Here is a 20,448-nt window from a genome sequence, read left to right on the forward strand (position 1 = left end):
TCGCTAAAGTGTTCTAGACCAATTATAGCTAACTACGCATTAGGTAGGAGGTAGCTTTTTTTGCTTTTTTTACAAGTTTAGTTTTCGTATAAGAAGCGTTTAATCCCGAGAACTAAGAAGGAATTCACGAAAATTGTTTTTTCGAATTTTTGTGCCCAAGTAGGTACCGTGCAATATCAACTCGTTCTTTGTTGTGTTTTAGAACAATTTCAGATTATTTCCGAAAGGATTGCTTCTCCTCCCACCGTTTATTCGCATTTAGGGTGTGAAACAAAAGTGATGTTTACTTTTGTCCCACACCGCTCTTTTTTTGTAACACCTTGATACACCAATGTCACGATTTACATCTTCTTTTTTATGTAACCACTTTCTTTTTTTCTATATATTCTCTCACAGTAAAAGGCTATACTAGGGTCAGATAAAACGCTTAAGGAGCTGAACGAGATGTCAGAGGGAATTAAAATCGTTACCATCGGTGGAGGATCAAGTTATACACCAGAATTAGTGGAAGGGTTTATTAAACGATACGATGAACTGCCAGTACGCGAGTTATGGCTAGTCGACATTGAAGCTGGAAAAGAAAAACTAGAAATCGTTGGCGCAATGGCGCAACGTATGGTTAAAGCCGCAGGTGTTGACTGTGAAGTACATTTAACATTAGACCGTCGTGAAGCATTGAAAGATGCTGATTTCGTGACAACACAATTACGTGTGGGACTTTTAGATGCACGTATCTTAGATGAACGCATTCCATTAAGTCATGGCCTAATCGGTCAAGAAACCAATGGTGCTGGTGGTATTTTCAAAGCGTTGAGAACTGTTCCTGTGATTTTAGATATCGTAGAAGATATGAAAGAACTTTGTCCAAATGCTTGGTTAATTAACTTTACCAACCCAGCTGGTATGGTAACAGAAGCTGTTTTACGTTATGGTAATTGGGATAAAGTTGTTGGTTTATGCAACATTCCAGTTAATGCCGTATTTGAAGAAGCAGAATTATTAGGTGAAAACAATCGTGATCTATTCTTCCAGTTTGCAGGAATCAATCATTTACATTGGCATACAATTACAGATAAAAATGGAAAAGATCGTACGGATGAATTAATTAAGGTAATGTATGGTCAAGATGATGCTAAATCAATCGTAGCGAATATCAAAGACAACAACCTAATCTGGGAACAAGTTGAAAATCTACACATGGTTCCATGTCCCTACCACAATTATTATTACTATACAGATAAAATGTTAGCTGAAGAATTAGAAGACTTCAAAAACAATGGCACGCGTGCTGAAAAAGTGAAAGAAATCGAGCATGAATTATTTGAATTATACAAAGATCCTAATTTAGACTACAAGCCAAAACAATTAGCAGAACGTGGTGGCGCTCGTTACAGTGACGCAGCGTGTGAAATCATCAACTCGATTCACAATGACAAACGTACAACAATGACTGTCAGCACTAGAAATAACGGGACGATTACAGACTTACCGGCTGAAAGTGCCGTAGAAGTAACGTGTACGATTACTGGAAAAGGTCCAGTTCCCTATAACTTCGGCAGCTTTAAACCGCAAGAACGTGGGTTGTTACAAGTGATGAAATCAATGGAAGAATTAACGATCGAAGCGGCTGTTACAGGTGATTACGGTACATTATTACAAGCTTTTACAATGAATCCGTTGATTACAAGTGGTGATGTTGCTAAAGAAGTAATGGATGAATTATTAGAAGCGCACAAACAATATTTACCAGCTTTCTTTAAATAAGATAAAAAGCAAGGCAACTCGTTTTTATGAGTTGTCTTGCTTTTGTTTTTGTACTTCTTTTGCCAAATATTCTACCGTATAAAGTGCTGGCACCTGGGATGTAATATCGCTATCACCAATTCTTTCAGTTGAAATATAATAAGGGATATTTATATCTGAAAGAGCGGCTATTGTTGATTTTTCACTGTTAGTAATCGAAATAATGGAACAGTCATTCGTAATAAAATGATTCAAATAATCGATAATTGCATCGTTCTCACCACTTACAGACAAGGCAATCACACAAACATTTTTTGCCATACTTTTATTAAAAAAGTTTACCGGATGATTAATTGGGTCTTCTATATGGAAGGCCATACTGAAAATAGATGAAAAATATAAGGCACCATATTCAGCAATGATTTTTGATGAGCCGGTTCCAATAAAAACGACAAGCTCTCTTTTAGCTAACATTTTTGCTGCAGCCTGCATTCGTTCTTGATAAAAAGCTTCTGTGGAACGCTGGATGAAATTGGTAAAAGATGTTTCATCTACAGCATGTGTTGTAACGGGTTCAGCTAAAGATTTTCGATACAAATTTAATTTAACTTTAAATTCTGAGAACCCTTCACAGCCAAATTTTCGGCAAAATCGCAAAATACTGGCGGTACTACTATGGGTTTCTTTGGCTAATTCACGAATCCGCATATATACTACTTCATCGATATGAGAGGCAATATATTTATAGATTTCTAAATCAATGGGACTAAGATCAGGACTATAATCTAAAAATAACAAGATATTCCCTACTTTCTTTGTTCATATTCGTTCGTTAAATCAAGACTATACACAAAATGACGAACGGGCAGACCAGAATAATTTTTATCAAATTGTTTGACGATGGTCATACCATTTTTCTCAGCAACTTTTCGAGAGGAGAGATTCGTATCTCGAATGATAGAACAAATTTTTTTCGCTTTTAATTCATTTTTAGCATAGGCAATGCATAGTTGGCTAGCTGAAGTTGCATAACCTTGATTCCAATAGTGTTTATTGACTAGGAAGCCAATTTCTAATAAGGATTCATCTTCGACCTTTGAATAGACAATTCCACATTGACCGACAAAAACTTTACTTTTTTGATCGATGATCGCCCAGAGACCAAAACCATTTTCTTGATAGCTTTTTATATTCCAACGCAACCAATCGTTTACTTTTTCTTCTGTGAAGGCTGCTTCATACGCATACATCGTTTCTTCATCTTGTAGAATCAAACTTAGATCCTCAAAATCCTCGGATGTGAAATTTCTTAAATAGAGCTTTTCATTTTCAACTATTTTTTTATTCATACGAAACTTCCTTTAATTTAGACATAAATTCATGACGCACAAAGGACCATATTCCCCTTTAAACAGAAATTGTTCCTTATCTAACTGGTATTGCTGGATTATTTTTGAAAAGTCATTGGTGTATTTCTGTAAGATTATCTGTAGTATATCTTCTCTTACTCTTATTTCAGTTATAAGACAAAATGACTTTTCTTTATTTTACCATAGTAAATAGGCAAGGCTATAAAAAAAACGATTTAAAAATCCAAACAGTGAAAGAAAAGTAACAGAATCTTGGGATAATTTTAACAGAATTCTGGGAGTTTAGAATCACTATTTCTTTGTATACTAGGTTCATCAAGTACGAATGGCTGTGACTATTTGATAAAGAGTCGCCCGTGACTTTAAATGAGAGGGGATGCCAAGTAGGATTGAGTACTATTTTTGTGAGAGAAAGTCAGCATATAACTTTTGAGCAGCAAGATCAGGCAATCAAAAAACAATTGAAAGTGATCGGAAAGCTGCAAAAAAGGGTGAAAGCAGAACAACGACGAAAAAATCAGCTTGCTTCTCAACTAAAAGAACTAAAACAGCAACAAAACACTAAGGAGGAAATAAACAGATGACAGCATTAAGTGGAGTAGATGTGGTTTGGCGTTTTCGTTTAGCTGAAGACGAAGGAAACGAAAGTGCTTGGGGATTAGCCTATAGTACAGAAAATGGGTATTCAAAATCAAAAGAAAGTGAATCAACTGTAACCAAAGATGGCAGCGTAGTGACACCAGGCGCTACTGAAACAACAGTAACTGCCACAACATTGTACAAAATCGGTTCGACACAAATTGATAAATTAGAAACGGCGATGGATGAAAACAAACGTGTTCAAATTTGGCGTATCAATACGAAAGAAATCGGTACTGGCAACGACGAAGGGAAATTTAAAGCGAAATATTTTGAAGGCTATTTTACGTCATTTGAAGAAACTGATTCAGCAGAGAATAAAGTTGAATATTCTTTAGAATGGGCAATCGAAGGTGCTGGGAAGAATGGTTTTGCAGCATTAGAGTTAGATACATCAGAAGGCGGCGATTATGAATTTAAAGACACTGTAAAAGTGGAACCAAAAGCATAAGCACTTCATTCTATAAAATACTTGAAAGAGGTTAAATTTTAGCCTCTTTCACATAGTTTAGTGTAGCTAGACAATTTTTCATTAGGAGGAAAATAATATGGAATTAACGATGAACGAAAAAACATTCGATTGTAGATTTGGTTATGGATTCTTAAAAGAAATCAACAAACGGTACTCAATAGAACGCGGCGGTATGCAGTTGAAATTAGGTGTAGGCGCAATTGTTTCAAACCTGATTTTATCTGATGTGGATACTCTTTTTGAAGTCCTATTGATTGCAAATATGACAGAGAAACCTCGTATGACGGTTAAATTTTTAGAAGATTATGTTGAACAAAATGGTACAAAAAATTTGTTTGAAGAAGTGATTGATGAATTAAAAAAGTCGGAATATACCGGGACGATGACCAGCAAGATGTTGGAAGAAGCACAAGCGTAACCAACATACATTTTGATGAAGTCTATGAGCAAGTTCGCTTAAACTGTTTACGTTTTTTGCAGATTGAAGATTTTAATGAAATTGCAAGACTGACGATTCCAGATTACGAATTACGGATGAAGGCCTATCAATTAAAACAGTTAGATCGACAATATGAAATCCATCTGCAAGCTTGGGCAACGGTTATGGCAGGACAAACACGCAAGGGCAAACCGATTTTCAGAACCTTTGATAAGTTCTTCGATTATCGCAAGGCAGAAGAGAAAATACTTGGTAGACAAAAAAGAACTACTCCTGATAAAGAAAAACTTCAAAATTGGATCGCTAATTTTAATTCATAGGAAAGGAGGGGGAAAATGGAGAAAAAACAAAATGTAACGACAGTCTTATCAGCTATAGACAATAATTTTTTTAAAACATTAGCTAGTGCTGAGGGGGCGCTTAACAGTACTAAAGGAACATCAGATCGTTTATATGAATCTTTTACTAAATTAGCATCATATAATATCCCTACTCAGAGTTTCGAGGTATTCAAGCAAAGTGCACAAGATGCTTCAACTATGGTGGATAACCTTGGGGAAAAGCTAAAAAAAAGATTTACTCCAGTTATTGAAAAGCCAAATTTGACTGGAATGATAGATACTGTTGATAAAACAATTGATGATATCAACAGCAAGCTGGAACAATTTCATATGCCTAGTTTGGGAAAAATGATGAGTGGGGATGACTCTGTTTTTGGGAAAATCAACGGTAATATAGATAAAGTAACGCAGTCTTTTGGCGGAATGACTCAAAGCTTTGGTGATAAACAGAAACAAATGATTTCAGGTATGTCGAATTGGAAACAAAATCTTACTGGATTTACAGAAAATACTAAATACCAAATGAAGTTGTTTACGATGGCCATGAGAACTGAGGGGTCTCCTATCGATAAGTTAGGTACAGCGTTTGATGCAGTTTCTACTAAAGTTTCATCAGGTTTTTCAAAAATGTATCAAAGCTCTGGAATGATGGGCTCAGCATTTAGACAAGTTGGTGAAGGATTTAACGGTGTAAAAGATTATATGAGTGGACTACCTGAAAGTGCAAGATATCAAATGAAGCTTTTAGGGATGCATATAAGAAGTGAGCATCCAGCGTTGGTTGAATTAGGAACCAAGTTTTCAGATATGTCTTCTCAAGTAGGTGGAACGATTTCTACTGTTACTTCTAAATTTGGTGCTTTAGGAGGGAAATTTGCTGATACAATTACAAATTCTAAACTGTTAAAATCTACCTTCAGCGGAATAGGAACAACCTTACAAGGTTCTGCTAATGTGGGAACAACAGCTATGACTTCCATGGTTCAAGGATTATCTTCTGTTTTTGGTTTTGCACTAAAAGCTTTAGGACCAGCGGCTATTTTAGGTGTTGCATTAGCTGGTTTTGGTTTATTAGATAGTCAGTTTGATGGACAAATCGGTAAGATGATAGAAACAGCAACTACAAAAGGACCAGCTATTATTGCAGGTTTTGTTCAGGGAATCATAGATAAGCTTCCAGCATTGATGGAAACAGGCACACAATTAATAGCGGGCTTGGCACAAGCAATCACAGGAAATCTACCTGTTATCATGCAAAGTGCAGTTAACCTAATTAATGCTCTAGTTAGTGGGGTAATTGAAAGTTTACCAACGTTGATTCCAGCAGCTTTAATGTTAATTGAATCCTTGGCTACGAGTTTATTATCTGCAGCTCCTAAGTTGTTAATGACAGGATTAGATTTATTAATGGCTTTGGTTAGTGGAATTGTAGATAACAAAGATCAAATCGTTGCAACAGTCACAAGAATCATTGAATCATTTACTACTAATATTACAGGACAACTACCTGAAATCATTAAAAAAGGTATTGAAATATTAACAAAACTTGCAGAGGGAATTGCTTCGATATTGCCTGTTTTAATTCCAGTCGCAATTGAGGCTATTGCTACGTTAGTAAGAACTTTGTCTGAACAGTTGCCAACAATCATTTCTGCTGCAGTAAAAATTATCTCCACTCTTGTTGCTGGTTTACTCAAGGAGCTTCCAAGTATTTTAGTAGCAGCAGGAAAGTTGATATGGGAACTAGTCAAAGGAATTCTAGGTGCGTTACCATCCATCGCAACAGTTGGCTATCAGATTATTAATGAACTTTCTAAGGCTCTATTTGACATTGATCTATTTGAAATTGGAGGGAATATCATCCAAGGATTTATTGATGGTATTACAGAAAAGGCAAAAAAAATATGGAAAGTTCTTGAAAATATTGGGAACGGGATTAAAGACTTTTTTACAGGAAACTTTAAAATCCACTCACCATCCCGTTGGATGCGAGATGAAATCGGCGCAATGCTGCCAGCAGGGCTTGCCATTGGGATCGAAAGAAATGCTCATGTAGTAGATCAACCAATGGACAAACTAGCTTCACAAATCATGCTACCAAGCCTAGACAGTTTAGATCAGCATTTGGCAACAGTCCAAGATGTATCCGTCCAATCCAGTAGTAAACAAATGCAAGTTCAAACTAAACAACCAGCAACATTCAACATCAAACTCGGCAATCAACAATTCAAAGCCTTTGTTTCAGATATCTCAGAAGCAATGGGGCAAGATTCTGCTATTAACTTAGCATTTTAGAAGGAGGGAAAACATGTATTATTTTGAAGACACAACGAAAAAAGTCCACAAAGATGAGTTGATCCTTCCTTCTTCAGCCATGATGTATGACGGTGTGTATCTAGAAAAAAGGATTGATGGCTACCGTACGTTAGCTGTAACAGGCAGAGAAATGCTATCACTGAATATTGAAACACAAGAAACACAAGTAGGAAGCATCAAACTAAATCAAAAATTACCAGCTCGAACAATCAAAGTAAGCTATCAATTGATTGGGAAAGATGCAAACGATGTACAGAAGAAATACCATCAATTGATGCGTTTACTTTATAAAGAGTCAGATGTCGAGATTCGTTTCAAAGACGAATTGGACTACCATTATCATGGACAATATATAACGACAGATGATGTTCGGGGAGATACAAATAGTATTATTGCAAGTTTTGAAATACTTTGTACAGATCCAAAAAAATATTCTGTTTTGTTGAAAACAGACGGAATCATTACGACGTATTTACCTTATCAAACAACGCCTGAACAAATTAAAGTAACAGTTGCAGTATTTGGTTCTTTGATGATTACAAATGGAGCAAAGACGATTAAAATCACAAGTTATAATTTAAGTGCTGGTGACCAGGTTGTTTTTGATTTCTTAAAGGGAAAAGTCTTTGTCAATGAGCTAGATCAAACTTTTTTACTAGATTTAGAAAGTGATTTCGAAAATTTTATTATTAAAGAAGGCCAAATTATTCAATGCAACAATGGCAAAATGACTATTTCCTACCGGGAGGTACAATTATGAATAAGAATGTTTATTTCTTTGATGAACGTCAGCACTTACTCCGAATCGTTAAAGAAAATGAATTGATAGAAGCCATTCAAGAAAAAGAAATTACGTCAAGTAAAAATGAATTGATGAATGATACTTTAAATGTGTCCACCATATATGATGAAGAGTTGAAACAAGCGGCATACATGGCTGTAAAAGAAGAAGGATCTTTTTATAGTTTATACAGAATTGTTTTAGACAGTGAAGAGGAAAATAGTTTATCCTTTGTCGGCATTAGCTTTGCACCAGATGAGTTAGATTCTTACGTTATCAAAAATGTACAAGTAAAAAATGAATCAATCAAAAATACTCTAAAGAAATTGTTAGTTGAAACAGAATGGCGTGTAGGCGAAGTAAACGCAAATTTACCTGCAATAACAGACGATTTTAGTTTTCTATCTGTACGAGATGCATTAAAAAATATTCAAACACAAGGCTGTGAAATTCTTTTTAAATATAAGATAGATGGCATTGGAATCACAGATAAATGGATAGAAGTTTATCGTGAAATCGGTGAAAAAAGCAAACAGCGTTTTACTTATGGTGACAAAGCATTGAGCATTGTGAAAGAACAAGATCGTAATCAAGTATACACAAGCTTGATCGGTCGTGGTCGTGGCGAAGACGTTGGGGATGGAAAAGGCAAGCGAATCGAGTTCACAACTATAGAATGGAAAAAAGCAAAAGGGAAACCGTTGAATAAACCAAAGGGACAAAATTGGTTGGAATTTCCTGAAATGACCCAACAATATGGTATTCCACTAAAAAATGGTGGGATGAGAAGACGAGAAAAAGTCATTACATTTGATGAAGAAGAGAATCCAGAAAAATTACTACAAAAAACATACGATTCACTCATTGAATATTCTCGTCCACTCGTTCAATTTAAAACTGAAATTTTAGGTGGAGATGCGATTGGAAATACTGTAACAATTCATCGCCATGATCGAAATTATCACTATCAAACACGAATTTTTAAAGTCAAAATCGATCGTTTAACAGGAAAAGTCGAAGCGGGTTTAGGAGATAATATTACGAAAAGTATTTCAAAAGCAACCTCTGATTTAAAAGGAAATGTTGATACTTTGGAAGAAAAGAAGATGACTTTCTATGATTCAGAAGAGATTTCTAAGTGGCAGTCAGATATTATTCGTGGAGCTAAAGGTGGTTCTGTAATTGTAATGAATCCAGAAGATTTGGGGATCTCAGATAGTAGAGAACCATTTCAAACCGTTTGGATGAATGGAAAAACTATTGATAAGAGCAATCATTTCTTAGTAGCGAATAGTGAAGGAATTGGGTTTATAGATGGTAAGTTCAATATGGATAATTTTAAAACTGCTTGGACAATAGATGGTAAATTTAATGCAGATTTTATTAAAGCAGGAAAAATTATGTCGGAAATTTTTGAAACGTCATTTAATGGGGTTGGAGACACACTTAAGCTTGTAAGAGGAATGCTACAAATTTGGAATGAATCTGTAAAAATTATGGAACTGACAAAGCAAGGATTAGAATTTTGGGATGGGAAAGACCGTATTGGAACTATTGGTACAAGAGGAAATCCTTTTCCTAGATTGATGACCGCAGATGGGAATGTAGATCGCCCGGTAGTGACTGACGGAAAATCAATTTTAATTACTACGACTGGTGGTGACAGAATTATAGGATTATCTACTAAAAAAGAAACAGGAATTATACTTAATTCTGGACAAACAATGTTTTTAGGTACTAGATTTTCTTTTTTTAATGGAGAAGAAGGAGATGGAAGAAAGTCTACGGCAGTATTCCAGAACGTCGATGTAATTGGGGAGTTACGAGTGAATGGTAAGTTAATAACAGGTAACGGCAGCGGCGGCTCTGATGGAGGCGGCGAAATACCCCCAGAACTGACAACAGATCAAGAAAAAAATGCTTGGGGAATTTGGCAATTCTTTAAAAATAAAGGCTGGACGGAGCAATCTATCGCTGGAATGCTTGGAAATATCCAATCAGAATCGGGAATCATGCCTGATATTGACGAATTAAGTGGTGGAGGTGGTTATGGGTTAACCCAATGGACTCCTAAATCTAAGCTTGTTAGTTGGTGTAACGAACATGGATTAGATCACCGAACACTTGATACTCAATGCCAACGGATTCAATGGGAAATGGAAAATAATGTGCAATGGTTTTACAACCCTTCACGTCCAGATATTTCTTATATACCTTTTAGAGACTTTACGAAACTTACGGATCTGAAACATGCAGCCGAATGTTTTATCGCATTGTATGAGCATCCGGGAGATCCTTATCAACCAGCCAGAGCACAGCAAGCTCAGTATTGGTATGACAAATTAAGAAATTTAAAACCTGGAGCTGCTACTGGAGCAGCAGGCTTGGCTCATTTAGAAACATTGTACAAACAGCCTTTAGGAAATGAACAATGTTATGCAGTCTCAGCAGAGTATTCTGGATTTTTAGGAGGCTGTGGTTTAGGTGCAAATACGGGCTATCCATTAAGTCACGTTATTGGAAATACAGAAGCAGCAGCTGAAATTGGGAGTGGTTACGATTGGGCAGCGGTTGGTTGGAAAGTCATTTTTAATCCAACCTATGAACAGTTAGTACCAGGAGCTATTATCAACTGGAAACGCGGTGGCAATATTGGAGGCTTTAACGTGGACTATACTTATGGCCATACAGGCGTCATCCGAGGTTTAACAAACGGCGGCTTCCAAACCTATGAACAAAATATCGGTTTAGGACAAGTTGTCGGAAAATACGACAGAGCTTGGGTCGGATCAAACGAAATCAGCTCAATTGTCATCCCGCCAAAATAATCAATTTATAGAAAGGAGTGAGTAAATGTCAATCGTCTATCCAATTTTTTTATCAATCACACAACCAAACGATAACATTCCAACAATCATGATTCGTCAATATGATGAAGGAACCCAAGTCTTGGATGTGACAGTAACAGAACATGGAAAACCAAAAGACATTTCAAATGTAACCCCATTTTTCTGCGTCAAACAAGGACATCATGCTGGACTCGGTTTGTCTGAGCAAAAAGTTACTAAAATCATCGATGCAAAAAAAGGGAAACTGCAATACACATTAACAAATTACGATATGCAAAATATCGGAGAAAACACTGCTTATTTCAGTTTTAGAGAACTTCAAAAAGATTTAAGTTGGCGACAACAATTTTCCACACGAGATTTTACTTATCAAGTGAAAGAAAGTATGTACAGTGAGGGGATTAAAGACAGCAACTATATCTGGACGTTTGAAGAAATTTTACGATATTTTACTGAATGGGTGAAAACGTGTCAGGAGATTTATGATGACTGGTATATAGTGGCACAAGAAGAGTTGCAGCGGATTATTGCAGAGTTTCAGGGTTGGATCACAACAAATCAAGAACGATATGATCAATGGACGACAGTTAAAAGAGCAGAATTCGATAAATGGTTTGCTACGATCAAAGAAATTTTAGATGAAAATGTTGCTGGTAATCTTTTAAATCTAATCGAAGAATTAAAGCAAGCTCATTTTACTTTGAAGAGTGGCGAAACAGGGATTCTTAGAACGATTCGAGACGATAAATTCAGCTTGAATCATAGTGTGACTAAGGTAGGAACAATCACACACCAAAAAGAAGCTGCAGCTTTAGTTGTCGCTGAAATCGATAGTGAAAAACAAAATACTTTCTTCATAAGAAAGGTAGGTTCAGTTTAATGGCGAATGAAGTAGAAATCAAAAAAGTAATGGAAACAGATGAATCAGGTGTACAACGTCAAGTTTTTCCTGAAACCCATGTTAGTGCAGTTCTTGGTTTAGATCAAATCGCAACAGTAGGAATTGGTGTTAGATCGATCAACGGAAAAACAGGCGACATCACCTTAACAGCTAAAGATTTAGGTGTTGAGGGAACAGGAATAAAAATAGAGAAGGTGGGAACAGTATGACGGATATCGTTGAATTAAAAAGTGATGGATTCGTTGTTTATCCTAAAACCCATGTCAGTGCGATTGAAGGAATGACAACGATCAAAGGTGAAAAAGGGGATACAGGGCCTCAAGGTGTACCTGGATTACAAGGACCAGCAGGAATAAACGCAACAACGACAGCTGATGCAACGCAAACAGTTAAAGGATTGATGAGTGCAGCTGATAAGAAAAAATTAGATACATTACCAACAATAACATTCAGTAAGGTGGGAGCAGTATAATGGCAGATATTGTACAATTAGAAGAAAAAGGAAATTTACTTTATCCTAAAACACACGTAAGTGCGATTGATAATTTTGATGAAACAGTTGTCAAGAAAAGTGGAGATGAAGAAATTGCTGGGGTTAAGAATTTTAAGGACGGATTACAAATTTCTGGTAAAGAAGTAATTAAGGGATATGAAAAATATACGCTCAAAAACACGATGATCAATACGGAAGCGAAAAAGAACGTCTCTGAGTTAGCGGGAGTTTTCGTTAAAACAGGAAACGTAGTTACTTTTAACGGAAGAGTTAATATTTCTATAGCAAATGAAACCAGCAGTTTTTTGGAAATATTATCCATACCTTCTAATTTTCTACCTAACTCTACAGGTTATTGGAACGTAGCGGTCACAATCAACCAATTAAGTAACGCTGAAGCGACTAGAATTTCTATCATTGATGGTGCAAAGAAGAGTTTGCTTGTTTATACCAATAAAACTGGAAATCACTATTTATCAGCTTCTTGGCACACTTAATAATAAAAATAGAATTCGATTTTTTAGGTGATAATTACTAAAAAGTGAATATTTAGTCTGTAGAAAAACTATTCGGGTAGTTTTCTACAGACTTTTTTGTGTGTTCTGAAAACCACCTGCTATGCGGGTGGTTCCATAGAGCTTCCAGCGAGGTAATAAAAAAGCCCCCTAAAATGTTAAACTGATATAGGTTTCCCGACCGTATCATCAACATTAAAGGAGGTTCCTTTATGAAAAAGGACAATCAAAGTTTATCACACACCGTATGGAAATGTAAGTATCACATCGTCTTTGCGCCAAAATACCGTCGCCAAATCATTTATGGCAAATACAAGAAAAGTATCGGAGAAATCATTCGACTTTTATGTGAAAGAAAAGGCGTCGACATCATCGAGGCAAATGCATGTCGAGATCACATTCATTTGTTGGTCAGTATTCCCCCGAAAGTAAGTGTCTCGGGTTTTATCGGTTGCCTAAAAGGAAAAAGTAGTTTAATGATCTTCGATAGACATGCGAATTTAAAGTATCGATATGGCAACCGTAAGTTTTGGTGTCGTGGCTATTATGTCGATATCATTGGCCGAAACAAAAAACAAATAGAAGAATATATTCGCAATCAAGTTTAGGAAGATTATATAGCAGATCAGCTGACATTGTTTGAGGAGTATGATCCGTTCACAGGTAATAAAAATAGCAAAAAATAAAAAATGAAATTCTTTAAGAATCAGCGAGAAGAAGTGGTGCGTGAGGGAGATCCGCTCAGAAGGCCTTTCAGGCCGTGTCCGGTAAAAGAGGCTTTCAGCCGAAGAGCAAACCTCCAGTGAGAACTGGAGGTTTTGATTGCATTAGGTCATTGTTTTTGAGATTATTTTCTTGACCTTATTACAATTCTTATCGTAATATAGTTAGGAACCGAACTATTGAAAGAGGAGGTAAATAATGGACAGAAAAATCGGTCTAAAAATCAGAATTTTAGCGAATGAAATCAATCGAAAGTCAGCAGAAATTCTAAAAGAAGATGACGGCGAAGCCTCTTCAAGTATCCAAATGCGTATTTTAAACTTCATTCACCGCCGTAATAGCCAACAAGTACCAGTCTATCAAAAAGACATCGAACAAGAATTTGACATTCGACGTTCTACTGCGACGGGCGTTTTGCAAACAATGGAGAAACGCTTGTTTATCGAAAGACGATGTTTGGAAAAAGATAATCGTTACAAAACGATAATGTTAACTGAATTAGGCGAACAGAAAGTCAAAGAAAACATCGTAAAGCTACATAAATTCGATGAGTTACTTGTGCGAGGAATTCCAGAAGAAGAACTAGCAATCTTTTTCAAATTATTGGAAAAATTATCTGAGAACAGCAAAAAAATAAATAAGGAAGGTGAACTAGTTACATGATAAAAAAACTAATCGCCAACATAGGTGTCTATAAAAAAGAAAGTATCATCACGCCAATTTATGTAACTGGAGAAGTAATTTTAGATATTATCATCCCCTTGGTTATGGCAATGATGATCGATAATGGCATCGAAAAGGGAAATACAAACGCTATTTTAATGTATGGGGCTATTTTATTTATTTGTGCAATTATTGCGTTATTTTTTGGAGCGATGTCAGGTCGTTATGCTGCAGTTGCTTCAGCTGGATTTGCGAAAAATTTACGCGATCAATTATTTGTTCGTACTCAAGGATTTTCATTCTCAAACATTGATCGTTTTTCTACATCCAGTTTGATCACACGGATGACAACAGACGTGACCAATGTTCAAAATGCGTACCAAATGATTATTCGGCTGTTAGTTCGAAGTCCACTGATCATGATTTTTTCATTAGCCATGGCTTATAGTATCAACAAGGATCTGTCCTTGATTTATTTAGGCGTCGTGCCATTTTTGATGATTGGTTTAGCAGCAGTTATTTATTTTGCTCACCCTAATTTTAATAAAGTTTTTCGTATTTATGACAAATTAAATAACGTCGTTCAAGAAAATTTACAAGGGATTCGTGTCGTTAAATCTTATGTAAGAGAAGAACATGAAGACGAGAAATTCAAAACGGTTTCTAAAGATATCTACAAAACATTCTCGAAAGCACAAAGCATTGTTGCCTTCAATAATCCGATTTTACAGTTTGCTGTCTATACGTGTATGTTGTTGATTTCATGGTTAGGGGCAAAATTTGTAGTAGGGAGCACGTTGACTACTGGGGAACTGGTCAGTATGTTTACATATACAATGCAGATTTTAATGAGTTTAAATATGCTGTCAATGGTTTTTGTCATCGTACTGATTGCACGGACATCTGCTGAACGGATTACTGAAGTTTTATCAGAGGAAAGTGATTTAAAAAATAATCCAGATCCACTCTATGACATTCCAAATGGTTCTGTTCGTTTTAACGATGTATGTTTCAGTTATGCGAATAATCTTGAAAAATTGGCGCTGATGCATGCGAATATGGAAATCAAGTCAGGTGAAGTGATTGGGATTGTTGGTGGGACTGGTAGTTCAAAATCAACATTGGTTCAATTGATCCCGAGATTGTATGATGTAACACAGGGGTCAGTAGAAGTTGGTGGACATGATGTTCGGCACTATGATTTGAAATCATTGCGTGACCAAGTCAGCGTAGTTCTACAAAACAATGTATTATTTACTGGAACAATTAAAGAAAACCTTCGTTGGGGAAATGAAGAGGCGACGGATGAAGATTTGATCCGAGTGTGCAAGATTGCTCAGGCAGATGGTTTTATTGAAGAATTCCCTGATAAGTATGATACGATGCTTTCTCAAGGCGGAAATAATGTTTCAGGTGGGCAAAAACAACGGTTGTGTATTGCACGTGCATTATTGAAAAAACCTAAAATTTTGATTTTAGATGATTCGACTAGTGCTGTGGATACAAAAACAGATCGTTTGATCCGTGAAGGAATGCGACAAGAAATTCCAGGGACTACAACATTCATTATCGGACAACGGGTTTCCTCTGTTCAAGATTCTGATCGTATCATCGTGATGGATAAAGGGGCAATCAATGCTATTGGAACCCATGACGAATTATTAGCGACTAATCAGATTTATCAAGAAGTTTATGAGTCTCAACAGAAAGGATTTGGTGAAGAAGATGCGTGATGAACAAGCAAAAGGGATTCGCAAAAGTCAAGATCCTTTGAAAACGTTGAAACGACTATTCTCATATATGTTTAAAAACTACAAGTTCCAGCTTCTATTTGTTCTTATTCTCATTTTATTAAGCACCTTTGCGAATGTTCGGGGCTCGTTATTTTTACAAGTGGTGATCGATGATTACATTACACCGTTACTTGGTCAAAGTGACCCTGATTTTTCTGGGTTATTAAAGGCAATTACAACGATGGCACTGATTTATGGCGTTGGAATCATTTCAAACTTAGGGTTTAACTTGATCATGGTACGTATCAGTGAAGGAACGCAAAAAACAATTCGAGATGAAATGTTTACTCATCTTGAAACATTGCCGATTCGCTATTTTGATTCAAATTCTGATGGGGATATTATGAGCCATTTTACGAATGATACGGATACATTACGTCAGATGATCTCTCAAAGTATCCCTAATCTGGTTGCTGCTGTGGTCAGTTTTATTAGTGTATTTATCGCGATGTTTACGATCAGTGTTCCATTGACCTTAGTTGTGTTAGTTTCTGTTTCGATAATGATTGTGACGATTCGGATGATTGCAGGACGCAGTAGTCGCCATTTTGGTAAGCAGCAACGTGATTTAGGAAGCGTAAACGGTTATATTGAAGAAATCATGCATGGCCAAAAAGTGGTGAAAATTTTTAACCATGAGCCGCAAACGATCAAACAATTTAAAAAAATCAATGAAGAATTACGACAAAGTGCTACTCAAGCGAATAAATACGCAAATAGCTTAATGCCGATCATGATGAATTTGTTAAATATTCAATATGTACTCTTGGCAGTCATTGGAGGAATCTTTTCAGTGTATGGTGTTTCTGGTTTGACGATTGGGATGATTGCTTCGTTTCTACAATTGAGCCGTTCGTTGAACATGCCAATCAGTCAAGTGTCACAACAAATCAATTTTGTGATTATGGCTTTAGCGGGCGCTGACCGTATTTTTATGTTGATTGATGAAAAATCAGAAATAGATGATGGCTATGTAACGTTAGTTAATGTAAATCGTGCGTCAGGTGCTCTTGTCGAAAGTGAAGCTAGAACAGGAATTTGGGCCTGGAAACACCCACATGCGGATGGAACTGTTACGTATACTGAATTGACTGGAGATGTTCGTTTTGAAGATGTATCCTTTGGGTATACAGATAAAAATCGCGTATTAAAAGATATCAATCTTTATGCGGAACCAGGTCAAAAAGTGGCCTTCGTTGGGGCAACAGGTGCAGGTAAAACGACCATCACAAATTTGATCAATCGTTTCTATGATATTCAAGAGGGAAAAATTCGTTATGATGGAATCAACGTAAAAAAAATCAAAAAAAGTTCCCTAAGAAGATCATTAGGGATTGTTTTGCAAGATACTCATTTATTTACAGGGACGATTCGTGAGAATATTCGATATGGGAAATTGAATGCTTCTGATGAAGATGTACTCAAAGCCGCACAGTTAGCAAATGCAGAGGATTTTATCAATAATTTACCCGATAAATATGATACAGTGATCACTGGTGACGGCGAAGGATTATCGCAAGGACAACGCCAATTGTTATCGATCGCTCGAGCAGCGATTGCGGATCCTCCTGTAATGATTTTGGACGAAGCAACATCTAGTATCGATACTAGAACAGAAAAGCATGTACAAGCTGGTATGGATCGCCTCATGAAAGGCAGAACAGTATTTGTCATCGCACATCGATTATCAACGATTCAAAATTCAGATGCAATCATGGTCATGGATCATGGTCGAATTATTGAACGAGGCAGTCATGAAGATTTACTTGAAGAAAAAGGAATCTACCATCAGTTATATACAGGGAAAGTGGAACTTTCATGAGAACAATAAAAAACACCAATCACTTAGTGATTGGTGTTTTTTGATATGAACGTTTAAAATAATACGCCAAGAGAGATTCGAACTCCCGACCGCTCGCTTAGAAGGCGAGTGCTCTATCCAGCTGAGCTATTGGCGCAAAATGTTAACGCAACAAAATTTATTATAATGAAGATACATAACAAAGTCAATCATAAATTAGAAATAACAACGAAAAAAATTGAAAAAGAGTTTGTAGGAGAGAAAAGTGAAGTTTTCATTGACTCAGTATTCTTATTTTGATACAATGTTAATGTTGTAATTGTGGACTCCACAGCTACAACCGCACAGAACAAGTTTTTAAGCATGACACTAGTCATCACTTGGGATGGCGAGTCTAAGTCTAGAAGAAGGAGGTGCTGTATAGCATGTACGCAATTATCAAAACTGGTGGTAAACAAGTAAAAGTTGAGGTAGGTCAAGCGATTTACGTTGAAAAATTAGACGTAGAAGCTGGCGAAAAAGTTGTTTTTGACGAAGTTATCTTAGTGGGTGGCGAGTCTACGAAAGTAGGAGCTCCAACCGTAGCAGGTGCAACTGTCGAAGGAACTGTAGAAAAACACGGCAAACAAAAGAAAGTCGTGACTTTCAAATACAAACCTAAAAAACACACTCACCGTAAACAAGGTCACCGTCAACCATATACAAAAGTTGTAATCAACGCAATCAACGCATAATTCTTTTAAGTTGCATAGGAAAGAAGGCCTATCAATGATTAAAAGTTCTTTTAAACGAAATGGCGCTGGCCAAATCGTTTCTTTTGAAGTCTCAGGGCATGCTGAGTCTGGTCCATATGGTAGTGATATCGTTTGTGCAGCTGTGTCTGCTTTAACGATTAGTACGGTCAATGGTATCGATGCTTTAGCTGGGTTTGAACCGATTGTTGAAACCAACGAAGATGAAGGTGGTTACCTTTATGTCGAGATGATTTCAAATGCAAATCAGGAACAAACAAACATTGCCCAGATTCTCTTGGAAAATCTTTTACTAGGTTTACAAGCAATTGAGCAAGAAAGTCTTGAATTTATTCAAGTCAAAACCATAAACGAAAAATAGGAGGTGCAGACTATGTTATTAAATATGAATTTACAATTATTCGCCCACAAAAAAGGTGGAGGTTCTACTTCCAACGGACGTGATTCAGAATCTAAACGCCTAGGCGCTAAAAGTGCTGATGGACAAACTGTTACTGGTGGATCAATTTTATACCGTCAACGCGGAACTAAAATTTACCCAGGAGCAAACGTAGGTATCGGCGGAGACGACACTTTATTTGCTAAAGTTGACGGCGTAGTACGTTTCGAACGTAAAGGCCGCGACAAAAAACAAGTGTCTGTTTACCCAGTAGCTCAATAATAGTTGAACTAAACGGCTCTATCCTTTTATCAAGTAAAGGGATAGGGCTTTTTTGTTTAGGGTCAAAAGACTCTTGGATACTGAATAGAATAATTGTTTAACCGACTCCGACCTGTCGGTTTTTAATACCTAAATTCGCTTCTATTCACATGTATAATGATATTGACCAAACACCCTATAACAAAACGTTTTCGTTTTACCTTGCGTAACAACTTCTTAAACTTCTACTTATTATAAAAAAACTTATTGACAAAAATATATTCTATAAAGTATTATTATTCCACTTAAAAGAAAACGGAGTGTTATGTATGAAAAAGGTTTTGATTCATGTTCTGAGTTGTAGTTTTTTGATAGGATCAGCGGTAATTCCAATTGCAAATGTAGCGCTCGCCAACGAAAAAGAAGTAATACAAGAGATACGTCCGGATTCTGATGCATCAATCTTATCCGATGAAGGAGCAGGCTATTTAGATGTTCCAGAAATAAATTTAGATGACGACTTCAAAGAATATGAAACAGATGTTTCGTCTCCTCAAGCTAGAGCAGCTTTCCTCATAACTTGGAAGATAGAATCGAAAAAATCATCTGGAACATCGTATGGTCCGTGGAGAAAAGGTCCGTCTGGAAAAGGAAAAGCGACGCTATCTGCTAATAATTCAAATACAAGTAGCAGGTCAGTTTCATCGAGTATATCGGGAGACTATCCTATCGGCAAAGGGAAAATAGGTGCATCGTTAGGAATAACGATAGGGCAATCAAAGACATATGGTGTATCATACTCTAGATTGATACCAGCTGGGAAAAGAGAGCAAATTATTTTTAGACCAGTCTATAAGCTAACCAAGATTAAACAAAGAAAATATCTAGCAGGTACTAAAACAAACACTACTCAAACGGCTATGGTGAAATCGTTTAGTCATTGGGATTATTCATTCAAATCTATCTAAGGAGTACAATAAGTGATTAAAACAAAGTATCTAGTAAGTCTTGTTATAGGCTTAATTATGGTGTTCATCTTACAGACTATGAGTTATTTAAACTGGATATTAGTTGATCAAGATGTGATTAATGGGGTACGTGATCAATATTTATTTTTAAAAACACCGTTAATGATAATTCCGGTTTTGTTTATCTCTTACTTTGTTTATGGGGTGAACAGCAAGGGAACTAAAGAGTAAATAACTATACTTAAAGCT

At 36.4% G+C, this 20,448-nt stretch carries 22 protein-coding genes, 1 tRNA gene, 1 pseudogene and 1 other annotated feature; of the genes and pseudogenes, 21 read left to right on the forward strand and 3 right to left on the reverse strand.

Annotated features, from left to right (window positions below):
• The first annotated feature begins 444 nt into the window (after nucleotides 1-444).
• Nucleotides 445-1,764 (forward strand): 6-phospho-beta-glucosidase, encoded by a 1,320-nt coding sequence (locus BCR22_RS12680; protein ID WP_069655253.1) that lies wholly within the window; start codon nucleotides 445-447, stop codon nucleotides 1,762-1,764.
• Nucleotides 1,765-1,788: 24 nt separating this feature from the next.
• Here the strand turns inward: BCR22_RS12680 and BCR22_RS12685 are convergent, their stop codons facing one another.
• Both BCR22_RS12685 and BCR22_RS12690 read right to left on the reverse strand, forming a co-directional pair.
• Nucleotides 1,789-2,541 (reverse strand): MurR/RpiR family transcriptional regulator, encoded by a 753-nt coding sequence (locus BCR22_RS12685; RefSeq protein ID WP_069655254.1) that lies wholly within the window; start codon nucleotides 2,539-2,541, stop codon nucleotides 1,789-1,791.
• Between the two features lie 8 nt (nucleotides 2,542-2,549).
• The gene (locus tag BCR22_RS12690; protein ID WP_069655255.1) at nucleotides 2,550-3,092 is read right to left on the reverse strand and encodes a GNAT family N-acetyltransferase; all 543 of its coding nucleotides are present in this window, start codon (nucleotides 3,090-3,092) and stop codon (nucleotides 2,550-2,552) included.
• 377 nt (nucleotides 3,093-3,469) lie between these two features.
• Here BCR22_RS12690 and BCR22_RS12695 point away from each other — a divergent pair, with 377 nt between their 5' ends.
• From BCR22_RS12695 to BCR22_RS12765, 15 genes and pseudogenes are all read left to right on the forward strand, one after another.
• The gene (locus tag BCR22_RS12695) at nucleotides 3,470-3,697 is read left to right on the forward strand and encodes a hypothetical protein (protein WP_240485887.1); all 228 of its coding nucleotides are present in this window, start codon (nucleotides 3,470-3,472) and stop codon (nucleotides 3,695-3,697) included.
• Nucleotides 3,694-4,203, forward strand: coding sequence for a phage major tail protein, TP901-1 family (locus BCR22_RS12700; protein WP_069655256.1), 510 nt, complete (start codon nucleotides 3,694-3,696; stop codon nucleotides 4,201-4,203). The genes BCR22_RS12695 and BCR22_RS12700 overlap by 4 nt, the downstream gene beginning before the upstream one ends.
• A 97-nt stretch (nucleotides 4,204-4,300) precedes the next feature.
• On the forward strand, nucleotides 4,301-4,642 hold the full coding sequence (locus tag BCR22_RS12705) for a tail assembly chaperone (RefSeq protein WP_069655257.1): 342 nt from the start codon (nucleotides 4,301-4,303) through the stop codon (nucleotides 4,640-4,642).
• 56 nt (nucleotides 4,643-4,698) lie between these two features.
• Nucleotides 4,699-4,983 (forward strand): hypothetical protein, encoded by a 285-nt coding sequence (locus BCR22_RS12710; protein ID WP_083241838.1) that lies wholly within the window; start codon nucleotides 4,699-4,701, stop codon nucleotides 4,981-4,983.
• Between the two features lie 15 nt (nucleotides 4,984-4,998).
• Entirely contained in the window at nucleotides 4,999-7,299 is a 2,301-nt protein-coding gene (locus tag BCR22_RS12715) for a phage tail protein (RefSeq protein ID WP_069655258.1), read from the forward strand.
• A gap of 13 nt (nucleotides 7,300-7,312) precedes the next feature.
• Nucleotides 7,313-8,080 (forward strand): distal tail protein Dit, encoded by a 768-nt coding sequence (locus BCR22_RS12720; protein WP_069655259.1) that lies wholly within the window; start codon nucleotides 7,313-7,315, stop codon nucleotides 8,078-8,080.
• Nucleotides 8,077-10,929: a phage tail spike protein gene (locus tag BCR22_RS12725; protein WP_069655260.1), complete on the forward strand. Its 2,853-nt coding sequence runs from the start codon at nucleotides 8,077-8,079 to the stop codon at nucleotides 10,927-10,929. Before BCR22_RS12720 ends, BCR22_RS12725 begins: the two co-directional genes overlap by 4 nt.
• Nucleotides 10,930-10,954: 25 nt before the next feature.
• Nucleotides 10,955-11,830: a phage baseplate upper protein gene (locus tag BCR22_RS12730; RefSeq protein WP_069655261.1), complete on the forward strand. Its 876-nt coding sequence runs from the start codon at nucleotides 10,955-10,957 to the stop codon at nucleotides 11,828-11,830.
• Nucleotides 11,830-12,060 (forward strand): hypothetical protein, encoded by a 231-nt coding sequence (locus BCR22_RS12735; RefSeq protein WP_069655262.1) that lies wholly within the window; start codon nucleotides 11,830-11,832, stop codon nucleotides 12,058-12,060. The genes BCR22_RS12730 and BCR22_RS12735 overlap by 1 nt, the downstream gene beginning before the upstream one ends.
• On the forward strand, nucleotides 12,057-12,323 hold the full coding sequence (locus tag BCR22_RS12740; protein WP_069655263.1) for a hypothetical protein: 267 nt from the start codon (nucleotides 12,057-12,059) through the stop codon (nucleotides 12,321-12,323). The genes BCR22_RS12735 and BCR22_RS12740 overlap by 4 nt, the downstream gene beginning before the upstream one ends.
• A complete protein-coding gene (locus BCR22_RS12745) occupies nucleotides 12,323-12,841 on the forward strand; it encodes a hypothetical protein (protein WP_069655264.1) in 519 nt (172 codons plus the stop codon). Before BCR22_RS12740 ends, BCR22_RS12745 begins: the two co-directional genes overlap by 1 nt.
• A 230-nt stretch (nucleotides 12,842-13,071) precedes the next feature.
• Nucleotides 13,072-13,545: pseudogene (gene tnpA, locus BCR22_RS12750) on the forward strand (IS200/IS605 family transposase).
• A gap of 235 nt (nucleotides 13,546-13,780) precedes the next feature.
• Nucleotides 13,781-14,245, forward strand: coding sequence for a MarR family winged helix-turn-helix transcriptional regulator (locus BCR22_RS12755; protein WP_069655266.1), 465 nt, complete (start codon nucleotides 13,781-13,783; stop codon nucleotides 14,243-14,245).
• Nucleotides 14,242-15,978: an ABC transporter ATP-binding protein gene (locus BCR22_RS12760; RefSeq protein WP_069655267.1), complete on the forward strand. Its 1,737-nt coding sequence runs from the start codon at nucleotides 14,242-14,244 to the stop codon at nucleotides 15,976-15,978. The genes BCR22_RS12755 and BCR22_RS12760 overlap by 4 nt, the downstream gene beginning before the upstream one ends.
• Nucleotides 15,971-17,860, forward strand: a complete 1,890-nt coding sequence (locus tag BCR22_RS12765; protein WP_069655268.1) for an ABC transporter ATP-binding protein — start codon at nucleotides 15,971-15,973, stop codon at nucleotides 17,858-17,860. Before BCR22_RS12760 ends, BCR22_RS12765 begins: the two co-directional genes overlap by 8 nt.
• 62 nt (nucleotides 17,861-17,922) lie before the next feature.
• Here BCR22_RS12765 and BCR22_RS12770 read toward each other — a convergent pair.
• Nucleotides 17,923-17,996 (reverse strand) — tRNA-Arg (locus BCR22_RS12770).
• Nucleotides 17,997-18,167: 171 nt separating this feature from the next.
• Nucleotides 18,168-18,245, forward strand: a sequence feature (ribosomal protein L21 leader region).
• 19 nt (nucleotides 18,246-18,264) lie between these two features.
• On the opposite strand from BCR22_RS12770, the gene rplU reads away from it, so the two are divergent.
• The 5 genes from rplU to BCR22_RS12795 all read left to right on the forward strand — a co-directional run bounded on the left by rplU (nucleotide 18,265) and on the right by BCR22_RS12795 (nucleotide 20,430).
• Entirely contained in the window at nucleotides 18,265-18,573 is a 309-nt protein-coding gene (rplU, locus tag BCR22_RS12775; RefSeq protein ID WP_010762829.1) for a 50S ribosomal protein L21, read from the forward strand.
• A gap of 34 nt (nucleotides 18,574-18,607) precedes the next feature.
• Nucleotides 18,608-18,952 (forward strand): ribosomal-processing cysteine protease Prp, encoded by a 345-nt coding sequence (locus tag BCR22_RS12780; RefSeq protein WP_025873320.1) that lies wholly within the window; start codon nucleotides 18,608-18,610, stop codon nucleotides 18,950-18,952.
• 12 nt (nucleotides 18,953-18,964) lie between these two features.
• Nucleotides 18,965-19,252 carry a 50S ribosomal protein L27 gene (rpmA, locus tag BCR22_RS12785; RefSeq protein WP_010762831.1) on the forward strand — a complete coding sequence of 96 codons (288 nt, stop codon included), beginning with the start codon at nucleotides 18,965-18,967 and terminating at the stop codon, nucleotides 19,250-19,252.
• Between the two features lie 308 nt (nucleotides 19,253-19,560).
• Entirely contained in the window at nucleotides 19,561-20,199 is a 639-nt protein-coding gene (locus tag BCR22_RS12790) for a hypothetical protein (protein ID WP_069655269.1), read from the forward strand.
• Between the two features lie 12 nt (nucleotides 20,200-20,211).
• Nucleotides 20,212-20,430, forward strand: coding sequence for a hypothetical protein (locus BCR22_RS12795; RefSeq protein WP_240485888.1), 219 nt, complete (start codon nucleotides 20,212-20,214; stop codon nucleotides 20,428-20,430).
• Nucleotides 20,431-20,448: the final 18 nt, after the last annotated feature.

Origin of the sequence: Enterococcus plantarum (genome assembly GCF_001730295.1) — a bacterium.
GTDB classification, from domain to species: domain Bacteria; phylum Bacillota; class Bacilli; order Lactobacillales; family Enterococcaceae; genus Enterococcus_L; species Enterococcus_L plantarum.

What these genes read in the sequence shown, in the direction of transcription:
- BCR22_RS12680 (WP_069655253.1), top strand. Translation starts at nt 445, where the DNA reads ATGTCAGAGGGAATTAAAATCGTTACCATCGGTGGAGGATCAAGTTAT.
- BCR22_RS12765 (WP_069655268.1), top strand. Translation starts at nt 15,971, where the DNA reads ATGCGTGATGAACAAGCAAAAGGGATTCGCAAAAGTCAAGATCCTTTG.
- BCR22_RS12715 (WP_069655258.1), top strand. Translation starts at nt 4,999, where the DNA reads ATGGAGAAAAAACAAAATGTAACGACAGTCTTATCAGCTATAGACAAT.
- BCR22_RS12705 (WP_069655257.1), top strand. Translation starts at nt 4,301, where the DNA reads ATGGAATTAACGATGAACGAAAAAACATTCGATTGTAGATTTGGTTAT.
- BCR22_RS12700 (WP_069655256.1), top strand. Translation starts at nt 3,694, where the DNA reads ATGACAGCATTAAGTGGAGTAGATGTGGTTTGGCGTTTTCGTTTAGCT.
- BCR22_RS12740 (WP_069655263.1), top strand. Translation starts at nt 12,057, where the DNA reads ATGACGGATATCGTTGAATTAAAAAGTGATGGATTCGTTGTTTATCCT.
- rplU (WP_010762829.1), top strand. Translation starts at nt 18,265, where the DNA reads ATGTACGCAATTATCAAAACTGGTGGTAAACAAGTAAAAGTTGAGGTA.
- BCR22_RS12760 (WP_069655267.1), top strand. Translation starts at nt 14,242, where the DNA reads ATGATAAAAAAACTAATCGCCAACATAGGTGTCTATAAAAAAGAAAGT.
- BCR22_RS12780 (WP_025873320.1), top strand. Translation starts at nt 18,608, where the DNA reads ATGATTAAAAGTTCTTTTAAACGAAATGGCGCTGGCCAAATCGTTTCT.
- BCR22_RS12735 (WP_069655262.1), top strand. Translation starts at nt 11,830, where the DNA reads ATGGCGAATGAAGTAGAAATCAAAAAAGTAATGGAAACAGATGAATCA.
- BCR22_RS12725 (WP_069655260.1), top strand. Translation starts at nt 8,077, where the DNA reads ATGAATAAGAATGTTTATTTCTTTGATGAACGTCAGCACTTACTCCGA.
- BCR22_RS12690 (WP_069655255.1), bottom strand. Translation starts at nt 3,092, where the DNA reads ATGAATAAAAAAATAGTTGAAAATGAAAAGCTCTATTTAAGAAATTTC.
- BCR22_RS12730 (WP_069655261.1), top strand. Translation starts at nt 10,955, where the DNA reads ATGTCAATCGTCTATCCAATTTTTTTATCAATCACACAACCAAACGAT.
- BCR22_RS12720 (WP_069655259.1), top strand. Translation starts at nt 7,313, where the DNA reads ATGTATTATTTTGAAGACACAACGAAAAAAGTCCACAAAGATGAGTTG.
- BCR22_RS12745 (WP_069655264.1), top strand. Translation starts at nt 12,323, where the DNA reads ATGGCAGATATTGTACAATTAGAAGAAAAAGGAAATTTACTTTATCCT.
- rpmA (WP_010762831.1), top strand. Translation starts at nt 18,965, where the DNA reads ATGTTATTAAATATGAATTTACAATTATTCGCCCACAAAAAAGGTGGA.
- BCR22_RS12755 (WP_069655266.1), top strand. Translation starts at nt 13,781, where the DNA reads ATGGACAGAAAAATCGGTCTAAAAATCAGAATTTTAGCGAATGAAATC.
- BCR22_RS12790 (WP_069655269.1), top strand. Translation starts at nt 19,561, where the DNA reads ATGAAAAAGGTTTTGATTCATGTTCTGAGTTGTAGTTTTTTGATAGGA.